This is a genomic window from Parasphingorhabdus sp. SCSIO 66989 (assembly GCF_032852305.1).
Taxonomy (GTDB): Bacteria; Pseudomonadota; Alphaproteobacteria; order Sphingomonadales; family Sphingomonadaceae; genus Alterisphingorhabdus; species Alterisphingorhabdus coralli.
The window spans coordinates 2965758-2979452 of record NZ_CP136594.1; the positions used below are offsets into that span (position 1 = coordinate 2965758).

At 57.8% G+C, this 13695-nt stretch carries 14 protein-coding genes; 9 read left to right on the plus strand and 5 right to left on the minus strand.

All coding sequences use genetic code 11. The features are described 5' to 3' along the window. Positions 1–119 precede the first annotated feature (119 nt). The 7 genes from RB602_RS13840 (at position 120) to RB602_RS13870 (ending at position 7427) form a co-directional block, all read left to right on the plus strand. Complete coding sequence (locus tag RB602_RS13840) at positions 120–755, plus strand: hypothetical protein (RefSeq protein ID WP_317081330.1); 636 nt, start codon at positions 120–122, stop codon at positions 753–755. A 66-nt stretch (positions 756–821) separates the two neighbouring features. Beyond that, positions 822–1709 carry an IS110 family RNA-guided transposase gene (locus tag RB602_RS13845; protein WP_317081332.1) on the plus strand — a complete coding sequence of 296 codons (888 nt, stop codon included), beginning with the start codon at positions 822–824 and terminating at the stop codon, positions 1707–1709. Positions 1710–2312: 603 nt separating this feature from the next. After that, a complete protein-coding gene (locus RB602_RS13850) occupies positions 2313–3524 on the plus strand; it encodes a toxic anion resistance protein (protein WP_317081334.1) in 1212 nt (403 codons plus the stop codon). A 7-nt stretch (positions 3525–3531) separates the two neighbouring features. Next, positions 3532–4245: a hypothetical protein gene (locus RB602_RS13855; RefSeq protein WP_317081336.1), complete on the plus strand. Its 714-nt coding sequence runs from the start codon at positions 3532–3534 to the stop codon at positions 4243–4245. 114 nt (positions 4246–4359) lie between these two features. Then, a complete protein-coding gene (locus RB602_RS13860) occupies positions 4360–5013 on the plus strand; it encodes a YqiJ family protein (RefSeq protein ID WP_317081337.1) in 654 nt (217 codons plus the stop codon). A gap of 200 nt (positions 5014–5213) precedes the next feature. Next, a complete protein-coding gene (locus RB602_RS13865; RefSeq protein WP_406568422.1) occupies positions 5214–6974 on the plus strand; it encodes a flotillin family protein in 1761 nt (586 codons plus the stop codon). A 99-nt stretch (positions 6975–7073) separates the two neighbouring features. Then, positions 7074–7427: an Mpo1-like protein gene (locus RB602_RS13870; RefSeq protein ID WP_317081341.1), complete on the plus strand. Its 354-nt coding sequence runs from the start codon at positions 7074–7076 to the stop codon at positions 7425–7427. Positions 7428–7549: 122 nt separating this feature from the next. On the opposite strand, the gene RB602_RS13875 is transcribed toward RB602_RS13870, so the two are convergent. Both RB602_RS13875 and RB602_RS13880 read right to left on the minus strand, forming a co-directional pair. Further along, positions 7550–8449: an alpha/beta hydrolase gene (locus RB602_RS13875; RefSeq protein ID WP_317081343.1), complete on the minus strand. Its 900-nt coding sequence runs from the start codon at positions 8447–8449 to the stop codon at positions 7550–7552. A gap of 177 nt (positions 8450–8626) precedes the next feature. After that, positions 8627–9766 (minus strand): beta-ketoacyl-ACP synthase III, encoded by a 1140-nt coding sequence (locus RB602_RS13880; RefSeq protein ID WP_317081345.1) that lies wholly within the window; start codon positions 9764–9766, stop codon positions 8627–8629. A 306-nt stretch (positions 9767–10072) separates the two neighbouring features. Here RB602_RS13880 and RB602_RS13885 point away from each other — a divergent pair, with 306 nt between their 5' ends. Together RB602_RS13885 and ung are read left to right on the plus strand one after the other, a co-directional pair. Next, positions 10073–10885: an SDR family NAD(P)-dependent oxidoreductase gene (locus RB602_RS13885; protein ID WP_317081348.1), complete on the plus strand. Its 813-nt coding sequence runs from the start codon at positions 10073–10075 to the stop codon at positions 10883–10885. Then, the gene (ung, locus tag RB602_RS13890; protein ID WP_317081350.1) at positions 10882–11595 is read left to right on the plus strand and encodes a uracil-DNA glycosylase; all 714 of its coding nucleotides are present in this window, start codon (positions 10882–10884) and stop codon (positions 11593–11595) included. Before RB602_RS13885 ends, ung begins: the two co-directional genes overlap by 4 nt. A gap of 174 nt (positions 11596–11769) precedes the next feature. Here ung and RB602_RS13895 read toward each other — a convergent pair whose 3' ends face one another. From RB602_RS13895 to RB602_RS13905, 3 genes are read right to left on the minus strand one after another with little or no spacing between them, the layout of a single operon-like run. Continuing rightward, on the minus strand, positions 11770–12267 hold the full coding sequence (locus tag RB602_RS13895; RefSeq protein ID WP_317081352.1) for a DUF3429 domain-containing protein: 498 nt from the start codon (positions 12265–12267) through the stop codon (positions 11770–11772). A 15-nt stretch (positions 12268–12282) separates the two neighbouring features. Next, positions 12283–12801: a DUF2505 family protein gene (locus tag RB602_RS13900; RefSeq protein WP_317081354.1), complete on the minus strand. Its 519-nt coding sequence runs from the start codon at positions 12799–12801 to the stop codon at positions 12283–12285. Positions 12802–12816: 15 nt separating this feature from the next. After that, complete coding sequence (locus tag RB602_RS13905) at positions 12817–13677, minus strand: hypothetical protein (RefSeq protein ID WP_317081356.1); 861 nt, start codon at positions 13675–13677, stop codon at positions 12817–12819. Between the last annotated feature and the right edge of the window lie 18 nt (positions 13678–13695).

Below are 13695 nucleotides of genomic sequence, written 5' to 3' on the forward strand. Positions count from 1 at the left end.
CAAATTGCATTTTCTGGTTGGAAAGGTAACTGGTCTAATTGGGTAACGTCACATTCGAAAGTTTATGAAATTACGCTGACCGCTTTCCTACATCGCCAAAAAACGGCATAAAATGGCGGATGACAGACACATCATCCCCCACCCCCTCGCTCGATCCACTCGCTTTTGACCCGTTCCGTGATGACACGGCGGAGGCCTATGTGCCGCCTTTGCCGCCGCTCGATCAGCCACCGCCTACACGCAAACAGCTATGGGCTTCCCGGCAGTGGACACCGAAAAAGATGATGGCCTTCCTCTCCATGCTCTCGGCCACCCATTCGGTGAGCGCGGCGGCGAAGTCGGTGAATATGTCGCGCCAGTCGGCGTACAGACTACGGGCCAAATTGAAGGGGCAGCCTTTCGATATCGCCTGGGAGACGGCGTTTCGCCATGGCTATGATGAACTAGCGCAGGCCGCATTGGAGCGCGCGCTGCATGGGGTGGAGATGCCGGTTTATTATCAGGGGGAGAAAGTCGGCAGCTATCGCAAATATGATGAGCGACTGACCATCGCGCTGCTGTCGATGCGCAGCAAGACCGAGATGCCGCTGCTTGGCCGCTATCGCGTCGCGGCGGAGTGGAATAGCGAGAATTGGGAAGACCTGCTCGAACGGATCGAGCGCGGCGGCGAAGAATGGAATTGGGGCCCCGATGCCTCTCCCATGAGCGACGATGCCCGGATCGAGTGCGGGATTACGGCGACATGGCGTAATTGATGTAGTCACCCTCCTTGTAGGAACGAAGTCATGCATGGTGCATGCTTCAAGCAAGGAGGATGACCGATGACGATGTATGCAGGTTTGGACGTATCTGACAAGGCGACACATATCTGTGTGGTGCGAGATGATGGCGAGATTGTTCGCCGTGATGCGGTAGCGAGTGATCCGGAGGTTCTGGCCAAATGGCTGGAGCGCCATGCTGGCGGTGTCGCGCGTGTGGTATTGGAGACCGGCCCCTTGGCGGTGTTTTTATATCATGGGCTGAAAGAGCGTGATGTGCCGGTGCTGTGTATCTGTGCACGTCATGCCAAGGGAGCGTTGTCGGCGCGGGTCAATAAATCGGATGTGCATGATGCTGAAGCGCTGGCGCATCTGGCGCGCACCGGATGGTTCAAACAGGTGCATATCAAGCAAGAAGGCAGCCATATCGACCGGGCGGCGCTGAAGATCGGGGGCCAGCTGGTGAGCAGCCGCAATGCTCTTGCCAACCAACTGCGCGGGATGCTCAAGCTGTTTGGTTTAAAGCTGGGCCGGGTGACAACCCCGGGCAAGCGGCGCGAACGGTTGCAAACACTGTTTGGCCAGCGCCCTGATCTGCGTGTGGTGTTTATGCCGCTGGCCGAGATGATCGAAGCGCTTGAGGCGCAGCTATCGCGCAATGCCAGACTGCTTGATGCCAGGGCCGCTGCTGACCCGGTGGCGGGTCGGCTGATGAGTGTCCCCGGCGTCGGGCCGATAACGGCGTTGACCTTTATCACCAGCATAGAAGACCCTGAGCGCTTTACCCGCAGCGCGAGCGTGGCCGCTTATGCCGGACTGGTGCCGCGCCGCAGCCAGTCGGGCGAGCGCGATCATAAAGGGCGTATCTCCAAGGCCGGTGATCCGATGCTCAGAAGCGCCCCTGCGCCCTGCAGCACTGGGGCAAAGCCCTGGCCCAGACCAGGGGCCTGAAACATGCCAGAGTGGCGCTCGCACGCAAACTGGCCATACTGCTGCATCTGCTGTGGCAGAAAGACACACAGTTTAGCTGGGCCGATCCGGCCAGCGGGCAATGACACTATGACCATATGATATGCCACGAAACCGGTGATCTCGGAAAAACTGTGGAAGCATCACTATGTGATGACTTCGCCGGTGACATGGAGACACCAACTCTAAACGCCTGACCGCGATCATGAGAATGCCTGCAAACCCATGGTCAAAGCCAGCAGCATATCTCGAAGACAACCATCGGCTAGCAGGCAAGCAAACAAGGCAGATATATGTTATCAATTAGACAACAGTTTACTGAATCCCCAAATTACTCAATTCTGAGGGTCACGCAGTGGTACTTCGGGGACAATTTTTGATAGTTACTCTCCCGTTTGAGCGCACTCACCACGAAACTGTCTCTCAAATACCCAAAACACCCCTGTATCAGCCCCTTGCCAAACCCATGCTGTATCACTACCTTAACACAGTACAAGATTTTGCAACGCGTTTCGCTTGAACCGTGTTTCATTTGCGCGCATTGTGCGTTGCAACCGGGTGCATAGAGAGGGACGGAAGAACGACATGGCCACGAACACAACAACGGCAACCGACGAGATCAGCCTCGATCTGCAGGCGCCCGATCCCGTTCCTGTTGTCGCGCCGGAAAAGGCAGCCGGGCTGGTTCCGGTCACCGATGAGCAGAAATCCAAGCTGGAGCAGAAGGTTGACGGCTTTATCACCGACCTGATCGCGCAGGATGCCAATTCGCCCGAATTCGGCAAGCGCGTCGACCAGCTGACCAATATGGGCCGCAAGGAAATCGCCGAAGCGGCGGGCCAGTCGAACCGTTTTCTGGATCGTCCGGTGCGGGCCATGGATGAGAATCAGGGTGTGGGTGCTGATCTCGCCGAGCTACGCCGCACGGTCGAAGACCTTGACCCTGGCAAGAAAGGTGACCTGCTAAGCCGGCGCAAGATTTTCGGTATTATCCCGTTTGGCAACAAACTACGTAATTATTTTGATAGCTACACATCCAGTCAGGACCATATCCAGTCGATCCTCGCCAGCCTGGCCAGCGGGAAAGATGAGTTGCTCATGGACAATGCCGCGATTGATGTTGAGCGGCAGAATCTCTGGGCCGCCATGGGTCGGTTGGAGCAGATGATCCATATTTCCAAGACCATGGATGCACGGCTGGAGGATGCCGCCAATGATCTCGACGCCACCGATCCGGCCAAGGCCAAGGCGATCCGCGAGACCGCGCTGTTCTATGTCCGCCAGCGGACACAGGATTTGCTGACGCAAATGGCGGTGACGGTGCAGGGCTATCTCGCGCTTGATCTGGTGAAGAAGAACAATGTCGAGCTGGTGAAAGGCGTTGACCGCGCCAGCACCACCACCGTTGCGGCCCTGCGCACCGCGGTTACCGTCGCACAGGCACTGGTCGGTCAGAAGCTGGTACTCGACCAGATTACCGCGCTGAACAGCACCACGGCAGGCCTGATCGACAGCACCGGTGACATGCTGAAGAACCAGACGGCGCAGATCCACGAACAGGCTGCGTCATCAACTATCCCACTGGAAACACTGCAACGCGCGTTCCAGAATATCTATGACACCATGGATCATATTGATGACTTCAAACTGAAGTCGCTGGAGACGATGAAAGAAACGGTCAACACGCTGTCTGATGAGGTTGAGAAGTCGAAAGGCTATATCGCCCGCGCTGAAGGTCAGGCTCAGGCTGCTGCGGCACCGGAAGTTGAGTCCATCTTGACCTCGTTGGAGAATTGATCCGCTGATGGCTACGTCAGACGAAATCATGGCCGATGCGCAAAATGCGCTCAACAATGTGCGCTATGCCCGCTCTATCGGCACCAAGTCCAAGGCACTGAAACGCAAGCATTGGTGGGGCAAGGCGGGCCGCATTGCCATTGCCGCTGGCGTGGTGATTGTCGGCGCGGGCATTATCGGCGCGATTATTGACGGCATTGGCATTTTGGGGGTTCTGGCAACCGGCCTCGCCATCGCGGCGACGACCCTCTTCTTCAGCCAATACCCGAAAATGCCGATCCCCAAGGCGGAGGACCTGTTTCGCGAAAATCTCGATGTGCTGGCGGGCAAGACAGAAATATGGCTCGAGCATCAGCGCCCGGCCCTGCCCGCACCCGCCGTGCCGCTGATCGACAGCATTGGCGTCCAGCTCGACCAGCTCGCGCCGCAATTGCAGCAGCTTGACGAGAAAGAGCCCGCCGCAATGGAAGTGCGCAAGCTGGTTGGCGAACATCTGCCCGAGCTGATCAACGGCTATAAGCAAATCCCGCCGCATCTGCGCAAGGAAGAGCGCAATGGCTCAACCCCGGATGAGCAGCTGGTCAATGGCCTCGGCGTCATCCGCAACGAGATCGACACCTTCACCCGGCAGCTGGCCAATGGCGAGCTCGACAAGCTGGCGGTGCGTGGCCGCTTCCTTGAACTGAAATACCAGGGTGCAGACGGCGGCTCCGACGGATAGCCCGATACAATTATTAACGTAATTGACGCCAATGCAGATTCTTGTAAACTATTCGCATGCCCTCTTGAAATAATTGTTGTTCACCCCATATTCATCTTATAGTAAGGGGAAATAATGAGCGCATTTTGGTTTGCTTCCGAAAATCTGTTTTTCACTGGCAGCCTGTTTGTCATGCTTCTTCTTGGAATGTTCCAGGCTATTGGCCTGGGCGATCTGTTTGGCGATGCTGACTTTGAAGTAGCAGATATTGATGTCGCTGATTTTGATGGAGAAATAGGGGGTTTCAGTGACGGGCTGCTTGGTCTTTTGGGACTGGGCAAAGTACCGCTGATGATTCTCCTCATTGTTTTACTTACGATATTCGGCCTGGTCGGCCTGGTCGGTCAAATGCTGATCGAAAGCCTGACCGGCTCCTATCTCACACCATGGCTGGCGATTCCGGCAACGGCGGCGATCGCCCTGCCGCTCACTGGCGCAACGGTGCGGCCCCTGGCGAAAATCCTGCCGCGCGACGAAACCACGGCGATCAGCCGCGATGCGCTGATCGGGCGGTTTGCCACTATCGAGATAGGCAAGGCCGAAACCGGCTCTCCGGCACGGGCGCGGGTGATCGACATGCATGGCCAGAAGCATCTGGTGATGGTCGAGCCCGACAATGCCGGTCAGGTGCTGGAACAGGGCGAGGAAATCCTGCTGGTGCGGCGCGAGAAAACGCTGTTCCGCGCCATCAGCCGCGGCGGCAAGAAGCTGCCAAGCCTGGAAAGCTGACCCACGAGACCAGAATGCGCACGACATGACAAAAGTTTACCTGTCGTCATGTCGCTTACAAAACACTGGCCTATAGAATGATCCGAAAGGCGCGAGTCCCCGGGGCCGGGAAATGCTGCGCCGCATAGAACAGAAAGAGAGAAGAGAAAGACATGAGTGACTTGCCTGAAGGGTTAATCAATATCGGCGTCATCGGCCTTATGGTGGTGGCCGCGCTGGTTTTCATCATCATTACCATCACCCGCCTATACAAGCGCGCGACCAAGGAAGTCGCCTTTGTCCGCACCGGCTTTGGTGGCGAAAAAGTCGTGATGAATGGCGGCGCGCTGGTGCTGCCGGTGCTGCACGAGACCATGCCGGTGAATATGAACACGGTGCGTCTGGCGGTGGAACGCAAAAATGCCGACGCGCTGATCACGCTCGACCGGTTGCGGATTGACGTGAAAGCGGAATTCTATGTCCGCGTGCGTCCCGATGCGGAGGCGCTGGCGATGGCGGCGCAGACACTGGGCCTGCGGACGATGCATCCGGAATCGCTGAAGGATCTGGTCGAGGGTAAGTTTGTCGACGCGCTGCGTTCGGTCGCGGCGGGCATGTCGATGAACGAACTGCACGAACAACGCGCTGACTTTGTCCAGAAGGTGCAGCAGGTCTCCTCGAACGATCTGGCGATGAACGGCCTGGAGCTGGAATCGGTCTCACTCACTGGCCTTGACCAGACCAGCATTGAGCATTTCAACGCCAATAACGCCTTTGACGCCGAAGGCCTGACCAAGCTGACCGAGCAGATCGAACTGCGCAAAAAGGCGCGTAACGATATCGAGCAGGAAACGCGGGTCCAGATCGAGACCAAGAATCTCGAAGCCGACCAGCGCTCTTTCGAGATCAGCCGTGACAATGAATTTGCCCGACTGGAACAGGAGCGCGAGGTTGAGGTGCGACGTGCGGCGCAGGCATCGGATGTTGCCAAGGAACAAGCCGTGCGCAACCGTGAGGCCGAAGAAGCCCGCATCGGTGCCAAGCAGAAGATTGACTCAACGCAGATCGAAGCAGACCGCGCGGTGAAAGAGGCCGAGATTGCGCAGCAACAGGCGATCGAGATTGCGCGGCAGGAACAGCAGATTGCGATCCAGAATAAATCGCGCGAGGAAAGTCAGGCCAAGGCCGAAGCTGATGAGGCACGGGCCAAAGCGGTCGCCGCCGAGGAGCAAGTGGCCACATCACGTGAAACCGAGGTGGCCGATCGTCTCAAGCGGATTGAGCTGATCGAGGCCAGCAAACAGGCCGAGCGTGAGGCGATTCAGGTCAAGGTCGAGGCCGAAGCCGAGAGAGAAGCAGCGACCAACAAGGCCGCTGCCATCCGTCTTGCCGCTGAGGGTGAAGCCGAAGCCGAAAAGCTGCGCGCCGAAGCTGCGCGGGTGCGCTTCGAAGTCGAAGCCGCGGGTCAACGCGCTGTCAATGAAGCCGCAAACATCCTGTCATCGGATCAGATCTCGCTGCAGACCAAATTGGCGCTGCTCAATGTGCTGCCCGAAGTGGTGCGCGAATCCGCCAAGCCAATGGAAGCAATCGACTCGATCAAGATCGTTCAGGTCGACGGCATCACCCCCAATGGCGGCGGCAATGGTAGCGCAGCCAATGGCGCAATCGCGGGCGGCGGCAGTGGCAATCTGGCCACCGATGCGGTCAGCGCCGCCCTCGCCTATCGCGCCCAGGCGCCGGTGATTGACGGCCTGATGAAGGAGCTTGGTCTGGATGGCGGCTCCTTGAACGGCCTGGTCGCCACAGGCAGCGATAGCGGCAATGACAATGGTGGCGATGCGTCTGGCAATGGTAGCATCACCGAAGGCGGCAATGATGCAGTGCTTCCCGGCAGCAATGTTGCTGCATCGGCCAATGGCAAACCGGCAGGCCCCAAGCCGACGCCAAAGAACCCATCACAGGATCGGCCATCGGCCTAGAGTGATCGAGGCACTTATGGGCGCGCAGAGCAAAAGCTTTGCGCGCCCTTTGTTTTGGGAGCGCTTGTCATCACCCACCCGCAACGCTAATCTTGGCCTATGGCAGAGAAAACCTACACTACATTCGCTGAATTCTGGCCCTTCTATTTGCAGGAGCATAGTAAGCCGCTGACGCGCGCATATCACTATGTTGGCACCTCGCTGGTGGTCGCGCTTGGCGTTTATGCGGTGATCACAGCACAATGGTTGCTGCTGCTGGGGATGCCGGTTGCGGGCTATTTCTTTGCCTGGATCAGCCATTGGAAAGTTGAGCGCAACCGCCCGGCAACCTTTACCTATCCGCTGTGGTCATTGGCAGCCGACTTTAAAATGTGGGCAATGTGGTTGACTGGCCGGCTGGGGCCGGAACTGGAAAAGGCGGGCGTTGCTCCGACGACGGCAAAGGTGCGTTAGAACACTTGATCTAGGCCCCGTTCGCCTCGAGCGAAGTCGAGAGGCCGGTGCCAGTGGAGAGCCGTGTCTCGACTACGCTCGACACGAACGGAGACTAACGCAATCTTAGGCACAGAAAAGTGTCAGGCTCTGTCCATAAACGCCGCGATCTCGCCGATTGCCTGATCCGCCTCTTTCATCGGCAGGATCATCCACACATGCTGCATATCGTGCCAGATATAGGTTTCCAGTGAGGCACCTGCCTCAGCCGCTTTCGCCTGCATCTGTTTGGCATCGACATAGAGAATATCATGCGTGCCGCTCCACATGCCCATGGGCGGCAGGCCGGTAATATCATGGTTGATCGGGCTGATCGGGAAGGCAGCGGGATCGCCGCCCTCGCCCGCCCACCAGCGGCCCATAGCCTGAATACCGCCAATGCCGATAATATGATCATGCGGCGCGATTTGCAGCTGCTCAGGGTCATCGCCGAGCGCGTTCAACCAAGGTGACAGCAGCACTATCCGCCCGGGCAGCGGTTGGCCCTCATCACGCAGCATCTGCGCCAGTGCCAGCGAGAAGCCGCCACCTGCGCTATCACCCATAAAACAGATATTAGCGGCGTCGGTCTCGCTCACCAGACCGGCATAGATTTTGGCCGCCATCGCATAGGCCGGTTTCCAGTCATGCTCCGGCGCCAGCGGATAAATCGGTACGGTCACCGATGCGCCGGTCACTTTGATCAGCTTGGCGAGATATTTCCAATGCTCGGGCATGATGTCGATGGCATAACCACCGCCATGGAAATAGAGCACGTGATGGTCCGAGCCGCCCGATTTCGGTGTGAGGTGATACACCAAATGCCCATCCACCTTTTCCTCGCTTATGTCGCACAGGGCGTGCAGCGCGCTATGTGGCTTGGCGGGACCGTTTTTGCGATTTTCCGCCACACCTTTCAGCGCGCCCTCTTCACTCGCAAAGACCTTCTTGATCCCACGCAAGCGCAGGATGATATTGACGATTTTTGCCGAGAGACTGGTCATAAATGGCCTCCATGTGCCAATTCAGTTTCATAAAAGCCACAAAGGAAAAAAGGAAAGAAGTGTCTTCCGTACGCTGCTGACTCGCCTGTTGGCAGATTGGTTTTTCCAAATACCCTTTTTATCTTTGTTCTCTTTTTTGCTTTTATGAAACCTTGTCACGCGCCCTAATTAGCAGTTTCATGCGGCCTTTTGCACAAACACCGTGCCCGCCGAATAGCCGGCACCAAAGGAGCAGATCAGGCCTTTTTCGCCCGGCTGAATATCATCCTGATGTTTGTGAAACGCGATGATCGATCCCGCCGAAGAGGTGTTGGCATAGGTGTCGAGCACTGTCGGGCTTTCATCGGCGCTGGCTTCATGGCCCAGCACCTTGGCCGCGATCATGCGGTTCATATTGGCATTGGCCTGATGCAACCACAGGCGGCGCAGATCGGTACTGTCGATGCCGAGGCGTTCCATCTGTTCCAGGATCATCGCTGCTACCATCGGTACCACTTCCTTGAACACCTTGCGCCCTTCCTGCACGAACAGCTTGTCGGCATCATCGCGGCTGTCGGGATGGGTGCGGTTGAGGAACCCGAAATTGTTGCGGATATTGTTGGAAAATTGCGTCTTCAGCTTGGTGCCGAGAATCTCCCAATGGGCGGCGGGCGCAATCTCTTTATCCTCGACCAGGATAGCGGTCGCGACATCGCCAAAGATGAAATGGCTGTCCCGATCGCGCCAATTGAGATGGCCTGAACAGATTTCCGGATTGACCACCAGCACCGAGCGTGCACTGCCTGAACGGATATAATCAGCCGCCGTTTGCAGGCCAAAGGTCGCCGAGGAACAGGCGACATTAAGGTCAAAGCCAAAGCCATCCTCCATGCCAAGCGCGTCCTGAATTTCGACGGCAATGGCGGGGTAAGCACGCTGCAGATTGGAACAGGCGACCAGTACCGCATCAACGTCTTTGGCATCACGCCCGGCATTATCCAGCGCCTGTTGCGCCGCCTTCACGCCGATTTCGGCGAGGACGGAAATCTCTTCATTGGGCCGCTCGGGCAGACGCGGGCACATCACTTCCGGATCGAGGATCGGCTCTTTGGAGAGGACATAGCGCGCCTTGATGCCGCTCGCCTTTTCGATGAACTCAACCGAGCTTTTCTCCAGCGCTTCCAGCTCTCCGGCCGCAATTGCCTCGGCATTACGCTCATTGTGGAGATCAACATAGCGGTTGAAACTCTCAACCAGCTCTTCATTGCTGATCGACTGTTCCGGCGTGAAGAGGCCGGTGGCAGAGATTACCGGGACGGGTTGGGTGGCAGATGTCATGGATGGTCCTGCAAGGCTTATCGGGAGGAAGGGTCAAACTCTGTATCCCGGTGTGACATGTGAAACAAGTGTTTCAGATGCACCTGGTCGAAGCCAATCATGCCATCGTCGGCCCCGCGCACGCGGGGCTAAGGCTTCTCTTATGGGACTCACACAAAGACACGAAGGCACAAAGGGGAGTTTTTGATACAAGCCCTTCGCGTCTTTGTGTCTTTGTGCGAAACAAGACGACTGTGCAAAGCCCCTTGCCTTCCCAAGCGCATCACAGCACAGTCCCGCCAAAGAAAGACAAGGAGAGGACAGAGAATGGATTTCAGCGGCAAGACGATCTGGATCACCGGCGCATCATCGGGAATTGGCGAAGCACTGGCGCGGGCCTTTGCTGCTGAGGGGGCGAAGCTGATCCTCTCCGGGCGGCGACAGGATGCGCTCGATGCATTGGCTAAGGAACTCGACACAGAGACCACCAGCATCACCTTTGACACCACCGATTGGGATGCGCTGCCGGGTGCCGTCGAAAAAGCAGTCGCTTGGCAGGGCCATGTCGATATCCTCGTCAACAATGCCGGGATCAGCCAGCGCAGCCTCGCCGTCGATACCGCACCGCATGTCTATGAGAAGATACTCGACACCGATCTGCTCGCACCGATCTGGCTGACCCAGCTTTTGCTGCCGCATATGGTCAAGCATGGCAGCGGCCATATGGTCGCCATCAGCTCGGTTGCGGGCCGCGCCGGGATACCGCTGCGCACTGCCTATTGCGCCGCCAAGCACGGCATTATCGGCTATTCCGACGCATTGCGCGCCGAAACGTCGCAGGCACATAATATCGGCGTCACCACGGTGCTGCCCGGATCGGTGCAGACCGATGTCGCGCGCAATGCGCTCACTGGCGATGGTGCGCGGCATGAGGCATCAGATGACTCGATTGAAAACGGGCTGACCCCGGAAGAATGCGTTCGCCAGATATTGGAGGGTATGAAGAACGGCGTACCTGAAATCGTGGTGGCGCAGGATATGGAGCGCGGCGTCGCAGAAATGCGCCATAACAACCCGGAGATGCTGTTCCAGATGACTGCTGCCATGGGCGCCAAGCTGGCAGGCGAAAGCGAGGGATGACGGGCGCGACTGCCACTGCTGATCTGAAAGACGTCAAGCTGGAGCAAGGCTGGAAAACCGCATTGGCGGACCAGTTTCGTGCGCCCTATATGGCGGCGCTCAAGGCGTTCTTACGCGCCGAGAAGGAGGCGGGCAAGCGCATCTTCCCCAAGGGCAGCCAGTATTTCCATGCGCTCGACCTGACTCCCATCGACAAGGTGAAAGTCGTGATTCTGGGGCAAGACCCTTATCACGGGCCGGGACAGGCGCATGGCCTGTGTTTCTCTGTGCCGCCGGGTGTCGCGCCGCCGCCTTCCTTGGTCAATATCTATAAGGAGCTGCAGCGCGATCTTGGTCTGGAACCGCCACGCCATGGCCACCTGACCTATTGGGCCGAGCAGGGCGTGTTGTTGCTCAACAGCGTGCTGACGGTGCAGGCGCATGAGGCAGCCTCGCATCGCGGACAGGGCTGGGAACAGTTTACCGATGCGGTGGTGCATGCGGTCAATGACAAGGTGGAGCCGGTCGTGTTTCTGCTCTGGGGCAGCTATGCCCAGAAGAAAGCGGCATTTGTCGATACCAGCCGCCATCTGGTTCTGAGCGCGCCGCATCCCTCGCCATTATCGGCGCATCGTGGCTTTTTGGGCTGCAAGCATTTCAGTCAGGCCAATGCGTTTCTGGAAGAGAAAGGCCGTGGCGCGATTGACTGGTCGCTGCCAAAAGAGGCTTAGTGCACAAAACCCCTCCGTCAGTCACCTTCACTGCGTTACGGTGCCTGCCACCTCCCCATTGCTGCGCAACGGGGAGGAGATTCACTTTATCTCCTCCCCGTCTCGAAGAGATGGGGAGGGGGACCGTCTGCCGAAGCTTTAGCGTAGGCGGATGGTGGAGGGGTATTAAGCATCTCAGCCAACTGACAAAGGCTGCGCCGAGAGGATGCCGATCACAAATGTCGCGAGGCCCAGGCCCAGCGACAAATGCCAGCGCAGCCGCATCCAGCCCGGCGGTAAGGCGATGCTCTGACCAATCGCACGGTCCACCAGAGGCGACGCGACCAGCATCCCGCCCAACGCGATCATGGAAGGTCCGGGCCAAGGTTGGCCATAAACCCAGGGCAACCATAGCGCCAGCGCGATCAGGCTGGGCAGGACTGACACGATAAACACCCATTTGGGCAATTCCGGCCGCACCATGGCCTGTCCCCACCATATGCCGCCAAGAAAGCTGAAGATCAGCGCAGCATAGCCAAAGGCGACGGCTTGCGCGGTCCATTCCGCACTGCCGCCCATCAACACCGCCACCAGACAGGCCAGTTGCGGCAGCAGCCCGGCATAGCCAAGCCACAAGGGAAGCGGTTTTATGGACGTATTTACCGGATCAGTCATGATGGGTGAAATAGGCATGTATAGGCAGGATTGCTAGCCTTCAGCCATCTCCGCCAGCGCCGCATCAATATAGGCAAATTCACGGTTGAGCAGGTCGGCGCTGTCCTCGATGATCATCGCCTCCACCAAGCTCGCCGCCAGCGGCACCGAACATGTTACCTCAACCGCCGCCTCACACAGCGTCCCGGCCTCGCCATCATGACGAAAGCGCAACCGCCCGCTGCCACGCGCCGGTTTGCCGATTGGATCAAGCGTCATTTTGGCGGTGACCAGCGCATCATCCTCACCCGCGCTTTCCACCCCGCTCCACTGGTTACGCTGATGCACGTCAACCCACTCACCGGTAATCATGCGGATCAGAGGTGGCGGATTGGCGGGCACAGTATAGCGCATATCAACCAGCGCCCGGTCATCATCCTGCGGCTCAACCGTGACTTCAATGTCCCGATTGCCGAGATCCGCCATCATCTGACACAGGAAATCGGCATCAAGAAACAGGCTCACCACATCGCCGAGCGGATGGCAAAAACGGTGTTGCAAACTCTGTTTCATTACAGGCCAAATACCTTAGAAGCTCGCCCCTAACCATGTCAGCGTTATACGGTTGCGCACCACCCAATCATCGGCATCGGGATTATCGATGAAGTGAACCTCTTTCAGCGTGGTTAGCGTATCGCCATCGCGCACGCTGGTCTCCTTGATCAATGCCGGGCGATTATCGTCCACACCCTCGCGCGTCGCGACAATCGTCCAGTGGGTCAGATCGGTAGCGCTCACCACCTGAAGGTTATTGGCATAGCTGTCCGGCTTTCGCCCCGGGCGATATTGGGTGAAATATTCAGTCTCCCCTTTGTCAGCGAGCATCGCCATGCTGGACGTGCGCACTTTGCCGCTTGCACCATCATCAAATTCGGCAAGCGTAATGAACGTTCGTGCGGTTTTGAGCCCGCCCGTCTCCACTTTCATAGGGATCGAAAACCAGCGATCATTCTGATAGTCGCGATACGCCAACTCTCCCGACCATTGACCCGTCATCGCGTGACGCAATGCCAAAATATCATCAGGGTGAGACAGCGGCTTTCCGGTCAGGCGGCACGATGTTTCCATGGTTCCATCGGACAAAATGCCGCTATCGTCGTCGGTCAAGGTGAACCTGACGCCCGCGCCATCATAATCATCCCGGCTCTGATAATAGGGCTTTGGGTAGGTCGCCGGGTCCTGATCAACGGCAACCGGCGGAGACTGGTCGAAGAGCATGACGGTTTCCAACCGGGTGCTGCCTCCCTCACCAGACGGGTTGCGCTGAACCAACGCCCTGCCTGGCATAGTGCCGACCAAGATAACCAGCGGAGACGCGTCTCCCATCGGCTCGCAGGCATATTCCTGATCGGGAGAAGCTAGGGCAGGAGCGACTAGTCCAACAGTCATCACAAAAGATACTGCCGA